The sequence below is a fragment of the Mycobacterium sp. 141 genome (genome assembly GCF_000382405.1).
Taxonomy (GTDB): domain Bacteria; phylum Actinomycetota; class Actinomycetes; order Mycobacteriales; family Mycobacteriaceae; genus Mycobacterium.
Genome location: NZ_KB908268.1, coordinates 96,339 through 112,085, shown reverse-complemented (window position 1 = coordinate 112,085; position 15,747 = coordinate 96,339). Strand labels below are relative to the sequence as shown.

Genomic DNA, 15,747 nt, shown 5'->3' with positions numbered 1-15,747 from the left:
TCGTCGAGCAGGATGTTCGGGGTGGTGTAGCTGAAGTTGATGCCCACACCCAGTGACCACGGGAAGCCGATCTGATAGCCCAGTTCCAGCGTGCCCGCGAAGTCATCGGCACCGGGGCCCTCAACGTGGTACTTGGCCCGACCGGAATGGAACCACTCACGGGTCAGCCGGTTGCGGTCCAGGGGAAACACCCCATTGAGGAACGTGTCCCACTGCTGGACCGTCAAGGTCCGATCCTGGCCATCGACCAGACTCAGCTCATTATCCAGACCTGCATGCGCCGTACCGGTGCTCACGAACAGCGTTGCGAAGGCACCTGCCATCGCAACCACCAACGCGGTCAGCACTCGACTGAATGCCTTCATGTTCTCCCTAGCTATGTCGTTGTAGGGGTGCCCGACCCGCTGCGGGCCGAGCTCCCGGCAAGACCAGTGACGTGACCCAGATTAGAACGGTCACACCTCGCTCTTACATTTCGCTCATCGTTGACACGAGGAACATAACGGCGCAGCCTCCAACCGGCAACGCAAGGACAAACAACGCAGATGTCTACAGTCAGCCGTCCAAAGTTTGCCAGCTTCAAGTAAGGGGATGCTAAGGAGAGTGCGGATCCTGCCAATTGCGCGCTCAGGCAACGCTGTGATGTGGCCCGCTTTCGCTAACCGATGTTGAGCTACACCACATTGTCTACTGTGCATTTACAGCGTTCACTGCGGCAACACAGCTCAACCGTGATGCGGCGGAATATTGTTCCGCAACCACCGGTCATGCTCGGAGGCGTCCTCCGGCGAGGGCTCGTCACGCTCGCTCGGCGCAACCGCGGGGAGTGTTTCCCCGAAAATTTTGTTAACTAGACGGCGTGACGGCTGGGGCGGATGAGTCATCGACATTCCCTTTTGTGATGAAGATCACATCTGTCGCGGACGGGTGTCGCCTTGTTGCCAACCCCGTCGCTCGATCGGAATCGCATTTGCCGTCTTCCACGAAGCGGTGCCCATCGACAGCCGTATCGCACTCATTAGATGTCCAAGCTTGATAACTGGCCAATGATCTGCACTGCCAGTGGCCCCAGCGTCGCCATGCCGTCGCGAACGGCTGAACGGGAGCCCGCCAGGTTCACCACGAGTGTGCTGCCGGAAATACCGGCCAGTCCGCGCGATACGCCCGCATCCACGATGCCGGCCGACAGAGCGGAGGCGCGCAGTGCCTCGGCGATGCCGAGCAGTTCGCGATCCAGGATGTCGCGGGTGGCTTCCGGCGTGACGTCGCGGGGGGTCACACCCGTGCCGCCGACGGACACCACCAGATCCACTCCGCCGATGACAGCCGTGTTCAGCGCGTTGCGAATCTCGACCTCATCGGCCGAAACCACCACCACTCCATCGACGACGAACCCGGTTTCGCCGAGCAATTCGGTAACCAACGGACCGCTGTGGTCCGCCTCGCCGTGAGCGGTGCGATCGTCCACGACGATTACAAGTGCCCGCCCCACCAACTCCCCTGGTTGTTCCATGCCTGCAACCGTATATGTGCGCGCAGACAGCGGCGCAGCCACTCGCAGTGACAGCTGTTCCAGAGCTGGTGTCAGGATCCTCACTGGTCGGCCTTACCGAGCGTGACCGTGACCGTCTGCGGTTTGCCAGCCTGGTCGAGATAGGTCAAAGTGACCTTCTCACCAGGTGCCTTGGACCGCACCGCGGCAACGAGCGCGTCGGCGCTCGGGATCACGCGGTCGTCGAGTTTGGTGACCACGACCCCGCTGGGCAGCCCGGCCGCCGCGGCGGCGCCGTCCTTGGTGACCTCGACGATCTTGGCGCCATCGGTGGTGGCGTCATTACTCACCTGGACTCCGAGCGAGGCATGTGTCGCCGTGCCGTTCTGGATCAGTTCGTCGGCGATCCGCTTGGCCTGGTCGACCGGGATCGCGAAGCCCAGACCGATCGACCCGCTCTGCGCCTGCGCCGAATCGCCACCCATGGTCGCGATCGCGGAGTTGACCCCGACGAGTTCGCCACTCATGTTGACCAGCGCACCGCCCGAGTTACCCGGGTTGATCGCGGCGTCGGTCTGGATGGCGTCGAGAACGGTGTTCTGATTGCGGGCATCGCCGCCGGCGGCGACCGGACGGTTGAGCGCACTGATGATGCCGGTTGTAACGGTGCCTTCCAGGCCGAGCGGCGAACCGACCGCCACCACGTCCTGGCCGACGCGCAGGTTGCTCGACGAACCGAGGGCGATCGGGGTCAACCCGGAGGCGCCCTGCGCGCGCACGACGGCGATGTCACTACTCGGGTCGGTGCCCACGACAGTGAACGGTTTGGTGGTGCCGTCGGCGAACGTCACCTTCGTCTGCGCACCGCCGGGAGCACCCGCCGACTGCTTGGCCGCCTGCACGACGTGGTTGTTGGTCATGATCAGACCGTCGGAGGTCAGGATGATGCCCGATCCCTCCTCGGAGGCCCGCCCCATGTCGGTTTCGAGCTTCACCACACTCGGCACCACCTTGGCCGCCACTTGCTCGACCGAACCGGCAGGCAGTGCAGCCGCGGGCACGCTGGGCGCCACGCTGCTGGATTCCGCTCCGAGGTGGGGACGGTCCTGATGGGTCACGACTGTGGCGACGCCGCCGCCGATGCCCGCCGAAACCATGGCCAACACCAACGCGCCTGCGGCCAGGCCGCCCTTGCCCCGTTTCTTGGCGACGGGGCCGACCATCTGCGGGGTTGCCGACGCGACGCGGTACGGATCGTACGGTGTGCGATAAGGCTGTTGCTGCTGCTGACGCGCATATCGCCAGTCGTAGGCCTGCGACTGATACGGGTCCGGGTTCCCCTGGTAGCCAGGAGCACCGCCACCGGGACCATGGCCTGGCTGCTGCGGTGATGAGTACCTGGGATGGTTTGTCATGGCGGTGCGATGCTCTTCTCTTGTATGGGGTCTATCGGCTCTGGCGCTACTGCTACTCAACAAACGAGGGAGGTGTCCGTCAGGTTGCCTGGGCGGACTGAGAATCCACTTAGAGAATTGTCGGTTCCACCCATGTTTTGTCCCCGGCTGCGGTTAACTGTCTCACTTTTCGTCCGCGCTGACCGGATCGTCGGTGACGTCGCTTTGATCGCGTGTCGGTGCGATGTCGGGAAGCTCCGCGGGAAGCGGCATACCCGGCAAGATCAGATGGATCGATGCGCCCGGCGGGTTGCCGCCCGGCACAGTCTCGTCAATGCGGAGTGCGCCACCGTGTTTGAGCACCACCTGCTGCACTATCGCCAGCCCGAGGCCCGATCCGGGCATCGCCCTGGCCGCAGCCGACCGGTAGAACCGTTCGAACACCAGCCGGCGCTCCTGCGGCGGGATGCCGGGCCCGTAGTCGGACACCACCAACTCGGCGTGCCCAGGATCGATCTGGCGCAGTGATACCCCCACCCGGCCACCGGGTGGGCTCCACTTGGCGGCATTGTCGAGCAGATTGAGCACAGCACGACCCATGCCGGGCGCGTCACCGTAGACCTGCCAGCCCGTCATCGCGACATCGAACTGGATATCGTTGCGGCGCCGCCGGACTCGCTCCAGACTGCGATCCACCACCTCGACCATGTCGACCGGTTCGTGGATCACACCGCCCGCGTCGTCGCGCGTCAGGTCCATCAGATCACCGATCAGAGTGGACAGTTCCTCGATCTGTGCGATGACGTCGGCGCGCAGCCCGGCCATTTCCTCTTCGGGCAACGGCGGCGCCCCGGGTGCCTGTGACGCCATCAGCAGTTCGACGTTGGTACGCAGCGAGGTCAGTGGGGTACGCAACTCGTGCCCGGCGTCGGACACCAGCCGCGCCTGCCGGTCCCGGGATTCGGCCAGCGCGCGCAGCATCATGTTGAACGCCTCGGTGAGCCGAGCGAGTTCGTCGCTGCCGAGAACGGGAATGGGACGCAGGTCATCGGTGCGGGCGACGCGTTCGGCGGCTTCGGTGAGTCGGCGGACCGGCCGCAGACCTGCCCTGGCGACGGCACCACCTGCCATCGCAGCGACCGCCACCCCGACTCCGCCGACGATCAGCAGGATGGTGCCGAGCCGTCCCAGCACCTGCCCGGTCGGCGCCAAGCTCTTGGAGATCAGCAATGAGCTGCCGTTGGCCAGGTGCACCGCGAGCACCCGCTGATGGTTGGCGGTCCGCAGCGACATCAGCAGCTCACCGGAGATCACACCCTTCTCCGGCTGCCCCAGGGGCAACATCTGCCCCTCCTGATTCGCTGTGTAGATGGCCCGGCCCGGGATCACCAGCATCGCGTTGACGTCGGAGTAGGCCGTGCCCTCGATGGCCTTGGCCGGGTCGGCGGCCAACGACCCACTCTCGATGAGCAGCCGGGCCCGGCTGTGCAGCTGGTTGTCGAGGTCGTCGTAGAGCGCGCGGGACACCACGGCGTACACCGCGACGGCCATCAGCACCACCACCATGGCCACCATCGACATCGCGAGCACCATCACGCGCCAGCGCAACGACAGTGAACTGGTATTGGGCAGCGCGCCCGGCCGCCAAGTGTTCGGATTGAGCGACATCATCCGATCAGGGAGGCGTTTCCCGCAGCACGTAGCCGACACCGCGCACGGTATGGATGAGCCGTGGCTCACCGTCGGCTTCGGTCTTGCGGCGTAGGTAACCGATGTAGACCTCGAGCGCATTACCCGAGGTGGGGAAATCGAAGCCCCACACCTCTTCGAGGATGCGGCTACGGGTGAGCACCCGCCGCGGGTTGGCGATCAGCATTTCCAGCAGCGCGAACTCGGTTCGGGTGAGGCTGATCTGACGTTCACCGCGCGTGACTTCACGAGTGACGGGATCCAGGGTCAGATCCGAGAACGACATCTTCTGCGATTCGGCGCCGTCGTCGGACACGGTGCGACGGAGCAACGCGCGCATGCGCGCAAGCAGTTCCTCAAGCGCGAACGGCTTGGGTAGGTAGTCGTCGGCGCCGGCGTCGAGGCCGGCGACCCGCTCCGACACGGAATCGCGAGCAGTCAGCACCAGGATGGGGAGATCGTCACCGGTGCTGCGAAGTTGCCGGCACACTTCAAGACCGTCGAGCCGCGGCATCATCACGTCGAGAACCACGGCGTCAGGCCGGTCATCGGCGATCAGCTCGAGAGCTTCAACCCCATCTTGGGCGAGCTGAACCGAATAACCATTGAAGGAAAGCGACCGTCGCAGTGATTCGCGCACAGCGCGATCATCGTCGACGACAAGTATGCGCACAGGCACAGTCTCAACGCTCTATCTGAGATTGACCTGAGAGGCGCGCCGAGAATATGTCTAGCGTCGGCGATCCAGATCGAGCAGACCCAGGCGTGCAGCCTTCAGCAGACGGCGCGGGACCTTGTGCTGCTGGCCAGCGACATTGACACCGACCAGACCGGTAGCCTCGGCCTTCCACTGCGCGCGACGGCTACGAGTGTTCGCGCGCGACATTCTGCGCTTGGGCACAGCCATGACGTGCATCTCCTTGCTTGGGGTTGCCGCACGCACCGCAGCGGCAGACGATTGCACTACAGAGTAACGGTTGACCTGCGTGGGGTCCAAAACGGGCAGGCCGCTTGACGTGAGACCCGCGGTACCCGCTAACCTACCAGTTGGTTGGGTCGCTCATCGGCGTCGACGGGAGTGCGTGTGCCACCTGTAGTACGGATCGGCAACTGTTCGGGCTTCTACGGTGATCGGCTCGCCGCGATGCGGGACATGCTCGCCGGGGGCGAACTGGACTATCTGACGGGCGACTATCTCGCCGAGCTCACCATGCTGATCCTGGCGCGCGACCGAGCCAAGAATCCCGAGCGCGGTTACGCCAAGACCTTCCTGCTGCAGCTGGAGGAGTCGCTGGGTATAGCCCTGGACAAGGGCGTGAAGATCGTCGCCAACGCCGGTGGGCTGAACCCTGCAGGGCTGGCCACCGCGGTGCGCGCGCTGGCCGAACGCCTTGGTCTCGACGTCAACGTCGCACATGTGGAGGGTGACGATCTGGTGGGGCGGGCGACTGAGCTCGGTCTGGGGACACCGCTTGCGGCCAACGCCTACCTGGGCGCGTGGGGCATCGTCGAATGCTTGAACAGCGGTGCCGACGTTGTGGTCACCGGACGGGTCACCGACGCCTCGGTGATCGTCGGGCCGGCCGCGGCGCACTTCGGTTGGGGCCGAACCGATTACGACTCCCTCGCGGGCGCGGTCGCCGCGGGGCACGTCATCGAATGCGGCACGCAGGCCACCGGCGGCAACTACGCGTTCTTCACCGAGATACCCGATCTGCAGCGGCCGGGCTTCCCCCTCGCCGAGATCTCGGCCGACGGCTCGTCGGTGATCACCAAACATCCCGGCACCGGCGGCCAGGTCAGCGTCGGCACCGTCACCGCACAGCTGCTCTACGAGATCGCCGGCGCCCGCTACCCCAATCCCGATGTGACACTGCGCGTCGACTCGTTGCGGTTGAGCCGGGACGGCGACGACCGCGTTCGCATCTCCGGTGTGACGGGTGAGGCCCCGCCTCCGACGCTCAAGGTGTCGCTGAACAGCATCGGCGGATTCCGCAACGCCGCGACGTTCGTGCTGACCGGTCTGGACATCGCGGCCAAGGCCGAGCTCGTGCGCAGTCAACTCGAAGCGGGTCTGAAGGTCAAACCGGCCGAGCTGGAATGGTTCCTGGCCCGCACCGACCATCCCGACGCCGATACCGAGGAAGCCGCCAGTGCACTGCTTCACTGTGTGGCGCGCGATCCCGACCCCAATGTCGTCGGCCGCCAATTCTCCGCCGCGGGGATCGAACTCGCACTGGCTAGTTACCCGGGCTTCACCACCACCGCGCCACCCGCTGACGGTCAGGTTTACGGCGTGTTCACCCCGGGATACGTCGATGCCGCCGAGGTGCCGCATGTCGCCGTGCACGCCGACGGCGCCCGCGTCGACATCGCGCCGGCCACCGAAACCCTCGTTGTCGCACCGGTTGCAGAGCCACACCTACCTGAGCCATTACCGGCCGGGCCCACCCGCCGGGTCCCGCTCGGGACGATCGCCGGCGCCCGCAGCGGCGACAAGGGTGGCTCGGCCAACGTTGGGGTATGGGTGCGGGCCAGGGCGAGCGCAGCGACGGGAAACAGCACCGGGGCGAGCGCAGCGACGGGAAACAGCACCGGGGCGAGCGCAGCGACGGGAGATAGAGCCGACGAGCAGTGGCGGTGGCTCGTGCATGCGCTGACCGTCGACAAACTTCGCGAATTACTGCCCGAGACAGCGGATCTGACCATCACCCGGTATGTGCTGCCGAATCTTCGGGCCGTGAACTTCATCATCGAAGGCATCCTCGGCCAAGGCGTGGCCTATCAAGCTCGGTTCGATCCGCAGGCCAAGGGGTTGGGCGAATGGTTGCGCAGCCGTCATCTCGATATCCCGGAGGACCTTCTCGAGTGAGCATCTGGAACACCCCCGAACGGGAGACTCTGCGAAAGACTGTGCGCAGCTTCGCTGAACGTGAGGTGCTGCCGAACGTCGCGGAGTGGGAGCGCACGGGCGAACTCCCTCGCGAACTGCACCGCAGAGCGGGTGAGGCCGGACTGCTCGGAGCCAATTTCCCCGAGTCGGTCGGCGGTGGCGGCGGCGATGGTGCCGACGCGCTGATCATCTGCGAGGAGATGCATTACGCGGGAACTCCGGGCGGTGTGTTCGCGTCGCTGTTCACGTGTGGGATCGCGGCGCCGCACATGATCGCCTCTGGCGACGAGCGGCTCATCGAAACCTACGTGAAGCCCACGCTGCGAGGGGATCTCATCGGATCGCTGGCCATCACCGAGCCGGGCGGCGGCTCCGACGTCGGGCATCTTACGACCAAGGCCACTCGGGACGGCGATGAATACGTCCTCAACGGCGCCAAGACCTACATCACGTCGGGCGTACGCGCCGATTACGTCGTGACCGCCGCGCGCACGGGCGGGCCGGGCGCGGCCGGGGTATCGCTGATCGTGGTGGACAAAGGCGCTCCCGGGTTTGAGGTGAGCCGCAAACTCGACAAAATGGGTTGGCGCTCAAGCGATACCGCCGAGCTGTCCTACACCGATGTGCGGGTGCCGGTCGCCAATCTGGTGGGTGCAGAAAACTCTGGTTTCCTCCAGATCGCCGCGGCATTCGTCTCCGAGCGGGTCGGTCTTGCCGCGCAGGCGTATGCCAGCGCACAGCGCTGCCTGGACTTGACCGTCGAGTGGTGTCGCAACCGCGAAACCTTCGGCAGGCCACTCATTTCCCGGCAGTCGGTGCAGAACACGCTGGCCGAGATGGCCCGCCGTACCGACGTGGCCCGCGTGTACACCCGCAACCTCGTCGAGCGGCAACTCGCCGGAGCCGCCTCGACAGTGACATCGGGCCAGGGGGAGATCGACCTTATTTCTCAGGTGTGCTTCGCCAAGAACACTGCGGTGGAGGCCGGCGAATGGGTTGCGAATGCCGCCGTGCAGTTGTTCGGCGGCATGGGCTACATGGCCGAATCCGAGGTCGAACGGCAGTACCGGGACATGCGCATTCTCGGCATCGGCGGAGGGACCACCGAGATTCTGACCTCTCTGGCCGCGAAGACATTGGGGTTCCAGCCATGACAATCCTGAAATCGACGGTCGACCGCCACTCCCCCGGGTTTACCGAGGCTGCAGAGGTGATGACCGCCAAGCTGGCCGAACTCGAGGCCGAGCACGCAAAGGCACTGGCCGGTGGCGGGCCCAAGTACGTGGACCGGCACCACTCCCGCGGCAAGCTCACCGCACGCGAACGCATCGAGCTGCTGCTGGACCCCGACGCACCGTTCCTGGAACTGAGCCCGCTGGCGGCGTGGGGCAGCGACTTCGCCGTCGGCGCCAGCGTCGTGGCCGGCATCGGCGCGGTCGAAGGTGTCGAATGCCTGATCGTCGCCAACGACCCGACCGTCAAGGGGGGCACCAGCAACCCCTGGACACTGAAAAAGATCCTGCGCACCAACCAGATTGCGCTGCAGAACCGGCTTCCGGTGATCTCACTGGTGGAGTCGGGCGGAGCCGATCTACCCACCCAGAAGGAGATCTTCATCCCGGGTGGGCAGATGTTCCGGGACCTGACCAGGCTTTCGGCCGCGGGCATACCGACGATCGCCCTGGTGTTCGGCAACTCGACCGCAGGCGGTGCGTACGTGCCGGGCATGTCCGATCACGTCGTGATGATCCACGCGCTGTCCAAAGTGTTCCTGGCCGGACCGCCGCTGGTGAAGATGGCGACCGGCGAGGAGTCCGATGACGAGTCGCTCGGTGGCGCCGAGATGCATGCCCGCACATCGGGTCTCGGTGATTACCTGGCCGCCGACGAGCTCGACGCCATCCGGATCGGCCGGCGCATCGTGGCCCGGTTGAACTGGCGCAAGCAGGGCCCGGCACCGGCCCCGGTCATCGAGCCACTGTTCGATTCCGAAGAACTCGTCGGCATCGTGCCCGCGGATCTGCGGATCCCGTTCGATCCGCGCGACGTCATCGCTCGTATTGTCGACGGCTCGGACTTCGACGAGTTCAAGCCGCTGTACGGGTCATCGTTGGTGACGGGCTGGGCCACGCTGTACGGCTACCCGATCGGCATCCTGGCCAATGCGCGCGGCGTGCTGTTCAGCGAGGAATCCCAGAAGGCCACGCAGTTCATCCAGTTGGCCAACCGGGCCGATACCCCGCTTCTGTTTCTGCACAACACCACTGGATACATGGTGGGTAAGCAGTACGAAGAGGGCGGCATGATCAAGCACGGCTCGATGATGATCAACGCCGTGTCCAATTCGAAGGTGCCGCACATCTCTCTGCTGATCGGCGCCTCCTACGGTGCCGGACACTACGGCATGTGCGGGCGCGCCTACGATCCCCGGTTCCTGTTCGCCTGGCCCAGCGCGAAATCGGCGGTAATGGGCGGCGCGCAGTTGGCCGGCGTGCTCTCGATCGTCAGCCGCGCGGCCGCCGAGGCGCGCGGCCAGGAGGTCGACGAGGCTGCCGATGCCGCGCTGCGGGCGGCGGTCGAGGCCCAGATCGAGGCCGAATCGCTACCGATGTTCCTATCCGGCCGGCTGTACGACGACGGGGTCATCGACCCCCGCGACACCCGCACGGTGCTGGGAATGTGCCTGTCCGCCATCGCCAATGGCCCGATCGAGGGAACGTCGAACTTCGGCGTCTTCCGGATGTGAGGGGGCATCACATGCCTGCGCCGGGACTACGCATTCTGTCGACTTTCGGACCGAATCCCGCCAAAAAGCGTCGTTTCGGCGGAGGAGGAAGATGATCGCCAGAGTTCTGGTCGCCAACCGCGGCGAGATTGCCCGTCGGGTGTTCGCCACGTGCCGCCGCCTGGGTATCGGCACCGTCGCGGTGTACACCGATCCCGATGCCGAATCTCCCCACGTCACCGAGGCCGACGCGCGGGTGCGTCTCACCGGTAACACCGCCTATCTCGACGCCGCGCAGATCATCGAGGCCGCTCGTGCCGCGGGTGCCGACGCGATCCACCCCGGCTACGGATTCCTCTCGGAGAACGCAGATTTCGCGGCAGCGGTGATCGATGCCGGGCTGACCTGGATCGGCCCGCCGGTACCCGCGGTGCAGGCGATGGGCTCCAAGATCGAGGCCAAGAAGATGATGGCCGCGGCCGGCGTGCCGGTGCTTGACGAGCTCTCGCCGGACAGCGTGACGGCCGAGCAGCTGCCGGTGCTGGTGAAGGCGTCTGCCGGCGGCGGGGGACGCGGTATGCGTGTCGTGCGGGAACTCGACGCGCTGGCAAGCGAAGTCGCCGCGGCGCAACGCGAGGCTCAGTCGGCGTTCGGCGATCCCACGGTGTTCTGCGAACGGTATCTGCCCGCCGGTCACCATGTCGAGGTCCAGGTGATGGCCGACGCGCACGGCACGGTCTGGGCGGTCGGCGAACGCGAATGCTCGATCCAGCGTCGCCATCAGAAGATCATCGAAGAAGCGCCGTCGCCCCTCGTCGAACGCACGCCGGGCATGCGGGCCAAGCTGTTCGAGGCGGCCCGGCTGGCCGCGGAGGCCATCGGCTACACCGGTGCGGGGACCGTCGAATTCATGGCTTCCGAAGACGGTGACTTCTTCTTCCTGGAGATGAACACGCGCCTGCAGGTCGAGCATCCGGTCACCGAGGCCACCACAGGGCTCGATCTGGTCGAGCTGCAGATCGCGGTTGCCGACGGTGGTCGGCTCGATCCCGAGCCGCCGCCGGCTCGAGGCTCCTCGATCGAGGCTCGCCTCTACGCCGAGGATCCGGCCAAAGGTTGGCAACCGCAGGCTGGCCCCGTGCACCGGTTCGCCGTGCCCGGACAGGTCCGCGTCGACGCCGGCATCGAGGACGGGTCAGTGGTCTCGATCTTCTACGATCCGATGCTGGCCAAGATCATCTCCTTCGCGCCGACGCGTCGACAGGCCGCCGGAGTTCTGGCGGATGCGTTGGCCCGCACGAAGATCCACGGGGTCCGCACGAACCGGGATCTGCTGGTGAACGTGCTGCGCCATCCTGCGTTTTTGGACGGGGCCACCGACACCGCATTCTTCGACACGCATGGTCTGGAGGTGCTGGCTGCCCCGCTCAGCTCACCGGGGTCGGTGACGCTGAGCGCCGTCGCCGCCGCGCTGGCCGATGCAGCGCAGAGCCGCGACACCGCGAAGGTTTTCAGGGCCGCTCCGAGCGGGTGGCGCAACCTGGCGTCGGGTTATCAGACCAGGACCTATCGCGAGGCCGATACCGAGCACAGCGTGCGGTACCGGTTCGCCCGCACCGGTGTGGAACTGCCTGACCACCCCGACGTCACGCTCGTTACCGCGAAGCCTGAGCATGTGGTGCTGGGAGTCGACGGCGTCGAGTGGGCGTTCGACGTAGCCCGGTACGGGAACCCCGACGCCCCTGACGTTTTCGTCGATTCACCGCTGGGCCCGGTGCAATTCACCGCGCTGCCCCGCTTTCCCGATCCCAACGATGCCGTCGCGCACGGCTCGCTGCTCGCGCCCATGCCCGGTTCAGTGGTGCGGGTCGGCGCTGCCGCGGGCGACAGCGTCACCGCCGGGCAGCCGTTGATCTGGCTCGAGGCGATGAAGATGGAACACACCATCGCCGCACCCGAGGATGGGGTGCTGACCGAACTCAATGTCACCGCGGGCCAGCAGGTCGAGGTGGGCGCCGTCCTTGCCCGCGTGGAAGCGGCGTCATCTCAAGGAGGAGAACAACAGTGAACTTCGTCGAAACCGAGGAACAGCAGGCGCTGCGCCAGGCGGTGGCCGCGATGGCCACCAACTACGGTCAGGACTACTACCTGGAGAAGGCCCGGTCCGGCCAGCACACCACTGAACTATGGAGTGAGGCAGGGAAACTCGGCTTCATCGGGGTCAATCTGCCCGAGGAGTACGGCGGCGGTGGCGCCGGCATGTATGAGCTGAGCCTGGTTATGGAGGAGATGTCGGCGGCAGGGTCGGCGCTGCTGATGATGGTGGTGTCCCCCGCCATCAACGGCACCATCATCTCGAAGTTCGGCACCGACGAGCAGAAGAAGCGCTGGATCCCCGGCATCGCGGACGGCTCTATCACCATGGCCTTCGCGATCACCGAACCGGATGCCGGGTCGAACAGCCACCGCATCACCACCACGGCCCACCGCGATGGCAGCGACTGGATCCTCAAGGGGCAGAAAACGTTCATCTCCGGCATTGACCAGGCTCAGGCCGTGCTCGTCGTCGGCCGCGCCTACAAAGAGGGAGTTCACAAGTCGGAATCTCTGCGTCCCGCGCTGTTCGTCGTCCCGACCGACACCCCGGGCCTGAACTGGACCAAGATCGAGATGGAGATCACCAGCCCGGAAAACCAATTCCAGGTATTCCTCGACGACGTGCGACTGCCCGCCGATGCCCTGGTCGGCTCCGAGGACGCTGCGATCGCGCAACTGTTCGCCGGGCTGAACCCCGAGCGCATCATGGGTGCGGCCAGCGCGGTCGGCATGGGCCGGTTCGCAATCAACAAGGCCGTCGAGTACGTCAAGACCCGCCAGGTCTGGAAGGTTCCGATCGGCTCGCACCAAGGCTTGTCACATCCTTTGGCGCAGAACCACATCGAGATCGAACTGGCCAAGCTCATGATGCAGAAGGCCGCGACCCTGTATGACGCCGGCGACGACGCAGGTGCGGCCGAGGCCGCCAACATGGCCAAGTACGCCGCGGGCGAAGCGTCGGTGCGGGCCGTCGACCAGGCCGTGCAGTCGCTCGGCGGCAACGGTCTGACCAAGGAGTACGGCATCGCCGCGGCCGTTACCGCGTCGAAGCTGGCCCGCATCGCCCCGGTCAGCCGCGAGATGATTCTCAACTTCGTGGCGCAGACGTCGTTGGGCCTCCCCCGGTCATACTGATGAGCGCTTGCGCGAAGAAGAAACGATACTGATGAGCGCTTGCGCGAAGAAGAAACGGCACTGATGAGCGAACTCGTCCAATACGCAGCCGACGGTGCCGTCGCCCGGTTGACCCTCGACTCACCGCACAACCGCAACGCACTGTCTACGGCCCTGGTCGATCAATTGCACCACGGCCTGGCGCGAGCGACCGCCGACCCGGCGGTGCGGGTGGTGGTCCTTGGCCATACCGGTGGAACATTCTGTGCGGGTGCAGATCTGAGCGAAGCGGCGGGTCGCGAACCGGGTGACGTCGCGGTCGATCGGGCGCGTGAGATGACGAAGACGTTGCGCGCGATCCTCGAGCTGCCCGTGCCTGTCATCGGGGCGATCGACGGCCATGTCCGGGCCGGGGGCCTGGGCCTGGTCGGCGCCTGCGACCTTGTGGTGGCCGGGCACAACAGCACGTTCGCCCTCACCGAGGCAAGGATCGGCGTTGCGCCATCGATCATCTCGCTGACACTGTTGCCGAAGATGTCACCGCGCTCGGCGGGCCGCTACTTCGTCACCGGAGAGAAGTTCGGCTCCGCCGAGGCTGCCGCGATCGGGTTGATCACCGTGGCCTCCGACGACCTCGAGGGCACTGTCGCGGGTCTGACCGCCGAAATCGCCAAGGGTTCACCGCAGGGTCTGGCGATGTCGAAGGCGCTGACGACCGCGGCGATTCTCAGGTCGTTCGACGAGCATGCCGAGGAGTTGACCCGACTGTCGGCCGAACTGTTCGCCTCCGACGAAGCACGGGAGGGGATGCTGGCCTTCCTGCAGAAACGCCGGCCGAGCTGGATCGGTTGAGCCGGGCCTCAGTTCGCGCTGGCGCCGTGGCGGCCTGCGCCCGCCGCGAACCGGCCGGCCCCGTGTGCGGCCTCGTGCTTGACCCGTTCGATACTGTCGAACTCGAATTCCATTGCAGCTTGCTCTGTTTGGCCCCATTGGTGTAGCGCGGACAGGCGATCGGCCCGCAGGCACCGCTGGGGTAAGGCCGCCAGTTGCGCTGCCAGCTCCTCGGCCTCGGTTCGGGCATCGCCCTTGGGAACTACTCTGTTGGCCAGGCCGATCGCGTGGGCCTCAGCGGCGTCGACGGCGCGGCCCGTCAGAATCAGGTCCATGGCCCGGCTTTCGCCGATGAGCCTCGGCAGGCGCACGGTGCCGCCGTCGATGAGCGGAACGCCCCAGCGTCGGCAGAACACGCCCAGCACCGCATCCTCTTCGACCACCCGCAGGTCGCACCACAGCGCCAACTCCAAGCCACCGGCCACCGCGTAGCCGCTGATGGCTGCGATCACCGGCTTGGACAGGACCATCCGGCTCGGCCCCATCGGACCCGGACCAACCGGGCTGAGGGTGTTGGACTGCGGCGTGCCGAACGCCTTGAGATCGGCTCCGGCACAGAATGTTCCACCATCGCCCCACAACACGGCGACCGATGCGGCATCGTCGGCGTCGAATTCTTCGAACGCGGCGACCAGCGCGGCCGCGGTAGGTCCGTCCACCGCATTGCGCGCGTGCGGACGATGCAGGATGACGGTGGTCACCGCGCCGTCGCGCTCGGTTCGGACGGGTTCGGTCATGTCGCCTCCATGAGTTCTTCCCGGTCGCGCCGCGCGACGAGTTCGGCGGCAAAATCGGTGTACGCCGTGCGCAGTTGCGTGCCGGGCCAGTCTGCAGGCAACAGTTCGTCGGGCAGCACCGGGTCGGTGAGTAGATGCCGCACGATACCCGCGGCCGCCACGAACCGGCCCGGAACATCGGTGGCGGACGCGATATCGTCCAACAACCGGAGGCTCGCCCGGACCCAACCGGGCAGATCCCACAACCGGCCGACCAGATCGAACGGGTCGTCGTCGCGGGTGTGCAGTATCCGCACTCGTTCGGTGATTTCCTGCGGCAGCACCTGGTCGAGATTGTCGGGCCGCATCCATACCCCCTCACGCAACTCAGCAAAACGATACTGCTGCAAAGTGATTCGCAGGGCGGCGCGGGTACGTGCGTCGGTGCCGACACTGGTGATGACGAGGGTGAGCCATTCCCCGTTGTCTGGGCGCAGCCGGGGGTTGATGGCGTCGTCTTGGCGGCGCTGCCGGGCCAGCAGTCGGTCGGCCAGTCGATAGCCGTCCTCGGAGCGCACCAGGTCACCCGCCGCGACCATGCGAGTGAGCGCGACCCGCAACGCGGTTTCCTTGATATCGAAATCCGCTGTGAGCCTGATCAGTTCAGCTGCACTCGCCCATGCGGGGTGCGCCCCGAGCAGTACGCTCAGCACGACCGAACGGGCCGTCATCCGGTT

At 66.0% G+C, this 15,747-nt stretch carries 14 protein-coding genes; 6 read left to right on the top strand and 8 right to left on the bottom strand.

The genetic code is table 11. The features are described from left to right. The 6 genes from H276_RS0117325 to rpmF all read right to left on the bottom strand — a co-directional run. The coding region (locus H276_RS0117325; protein ID WP_019972559.1) for an MspA family porin at positions 1-365 on the bottom strand (365 nt) is incomplete at its 3' end. Positions 366-1,018: 653 nt separating this feature from the next. Beyond that, on the bottom strand, positions 1,019-1,561 hold the full coding sequence (locus H276_RS0117320) for a molybdenum cofactor biosynthesis protein B (protein WP_081625497.1): 543 nt from the start codon (positions 1,559-1,561) through the stop codon (positions 1,019-1,021). Positions 1,562-1,593: 32 nt separating this feature from the next. Further along, positions 1,594-2,907, bottom strand: a complete 1,314-nt coding sequence (locus H276_RS0117315; protein WP_026357115.1) for a S1C family serine protease — start codon at positions 2,905-2,907, stop codon at positions 1,594-1,596. 162 nt (positions 2,908-3,069) lie between these two features. Beyond that, a complete protein-coding gene (locus H276_RS23215; protein ID WP_051111474.1) occupies positions 3,070-4,554 on the bottom strand; it encodes a HAMP domain-containing sensor histidine kinase in 1,485 nt (494 codons plus the stop codon). 7 nt (positions 4,555-4,561) lie between these two features. Further along, positions 4,562-5,248, bottom strand: a complete 687-nt coding sequence (locus tag H276_RS0117305; RefSeq protein WP_018598714.1) for a response regulator transcription factor — start codon at positions 5,246-5,248, stop codon at positions 4,562-4,564. Positions 5,249-5,305: 57 nt separating this feature from the next. Continuing rightward, the gene (gene rpmF, locus H276_RS0117300) at positions 5,306-5,482 is read right to left on the bottom strand and encodes a 50S ribosomal protein L32 (RefSeq protein WP_026255793.1); all 177 of its coding nucleotides are present in this window, start codon (positions 5,480-5,482) and stop codon (positions 5,306-5,308) included. 177 nt (positions 5,483-5,659) lie between these two features. Between rpmF and H276_RS0117295 the strand changes: the two genes are divergently transcribed. The 6 genes from H276_RS0117295 to H276_RS0117270 all read left to right on the top strand — a co-directional run bounded on the left by H276_RS0117295 (position 5,660) and on the right by H276_RS0117270 (position 14,255). Further along, the gene (locus H276_RS0117295; RefSeq protein WP_026357114.1) at positions 5,660-7,447 is read left to right on the top strand and encodes an acyclic terpene utilization AtuA family protein; all 1,788 of its coding nucleotides are present in this window, start codon (positions 5,660-5,662) and stop codon (positions 7,445-7,447) included. Continuing rightward, positions 7,444-8,622 carry an acyl-CoA dehydrogenase family protein gene (locus tag H276_RS0117290; protein WP_019972554.1) on the top strand — a complete coding sequence of 393 codons (1,179 nt, stop codon included), beginning with the start codon at positions 7,444-7,446 and terminating at the stop codon, positions 8,620-8,622. The genes H276_RS0117295 and H276_RS0117290 overlap by 4 nt, the downstream gene beginning before the upstream one ends. A 2-nt stretch (positions 8,623-8,624) precedes the next feature. Then, on the top strand, positions 8,625-10,214 hold the full coding sequence (locus H276_RS0117285; RefSeq protein WP_196807942.1) for an acyl-CoA carboxylase subunit beta: 1,590 nt from the start codon (positions 8,625-8,627) through the stop codon (positions 10,212-10,214). Positions 10,215-10,305: 91 nt separating this feature from the next. After that, the gene (locus H276_RS0117280) at positions 10,306-12,261 is read left to right on the top strand and encodes a biotin carboxylase N-terminal domain-containing protein (RefSeq protein WP_019972552.1); all 1,956 of its coding nucleotides are present in this window, start codon (positions 10,306-10,308) and stop codon (positions 12,259-12,261) included. Continuing rightward, the gene (locus H276_RS0117275) at positions 12,258-13,424 is read left to right on the top strand and encodes an acyl-CoA dehydrogenase family protein (RefSeq protein ID WP_019972551.1); all 1,167 of its coding nucleotides are present in this window, start codon (positions 12,258-12,260) and stop codon (positions 13,422-13,424) included. Before H276_RS0117280 ends, H276_RS0117275 begins: the two co-directional genes overlap by 4 nt. A 63-nt stretch (positions 13,425-13,487) precedes the next feature. Further along, positions 13,488-14,255, top strand: a complete 768-nt coding sequence (locus tag H276_RS0117270) for an enoyl-CoA hydratase family protein (protein ID WP_019972550.1) — start codon at positions 13,488-13,490, stop codon at positions 14,253-14,255. A gap of 8 nt (positions 14,256-14,263) precedes the next feature. Here H276_RS0117270 and H276_RS0117265 read toward each other — a convergent pair whose 3' ends face one another. Further along, a complete protein-coding gene (locus tag H276_RS0117265) occupies positions 14,264-15,031 on the bottom strand; it encodes a crotonase/enoyl-CoA hydratase family protein (RefSeq protein ID WP_019972549.1) in 768 nt (255 codons plus the stop codon). Beyond that, positions 15,028-15,741, bottom strand: a complete 714-nt coding sequence (locus tag H276_RS0117260) for a PaaX family transcriptional regulator C-terminal domain-containing protein (RefSeq protein WP_019972548.1) — start codon at positions 15,739-15,741, stop codon at positions 15,028-15,030. The genes H276_RS0117265 and H276_RS0117260 overlap by 4 nt, the downstream gene beginning before the upstream one ends. Between the last annotated feature and the right edge of the window lie 6 nt (positions 15,742-15,747).

Coding starts and splice junctions, on each gene's coding strand:
- H276_RS0117280 (WP_019972552.1), top strand. CDS start 10,306: ATGATCGCCAGAGTTCTGGTCGCCAACCGCGGCGAGATTGCCCGTCGG.
- rpmF (WP_026255793.1), bottom strand. CDS start 5,482: ATGGCTGTGCCCAAGCGCAGAATGTCGCGCGCGAACACTCGTAGCCGT.
- H276_RS0117265 (WP_019972549.1), bottom strand. CDS start 15,031: ATGACCGAACCCGTCCGAACCGAGCGCGACGGCGCGGTGACCACCGTC.
- H276_RS0117270 (WP_019972550.1), top strand. CDS start 13,488: ATGAGCGAACTCGTCCAATACGCAGCCGACGGTGCCGTCGCCCGGTTG.
- H276_RS0117315 (WP_026357115.1), bottom strand. CDS start 2,907: ATGACAAACCATCCCAGGTACTCATCACCGCAGCAGCCAGGCCATGGT.
- H276_RS23215 (WP_051111474.1), bottom strand. CDS start 4,554: ATGTCGCTCAATCCGAACACTTGGCGGCCGGGCGCGCTGCCCAATACC.
- H276_RS0117260 (WP_019972548.1), bottom strand. CDS start 15,741: ATGACGGCCCGTTCGGTCGTGCTGAGCGTACTGCTCGGGGCGCACCCC.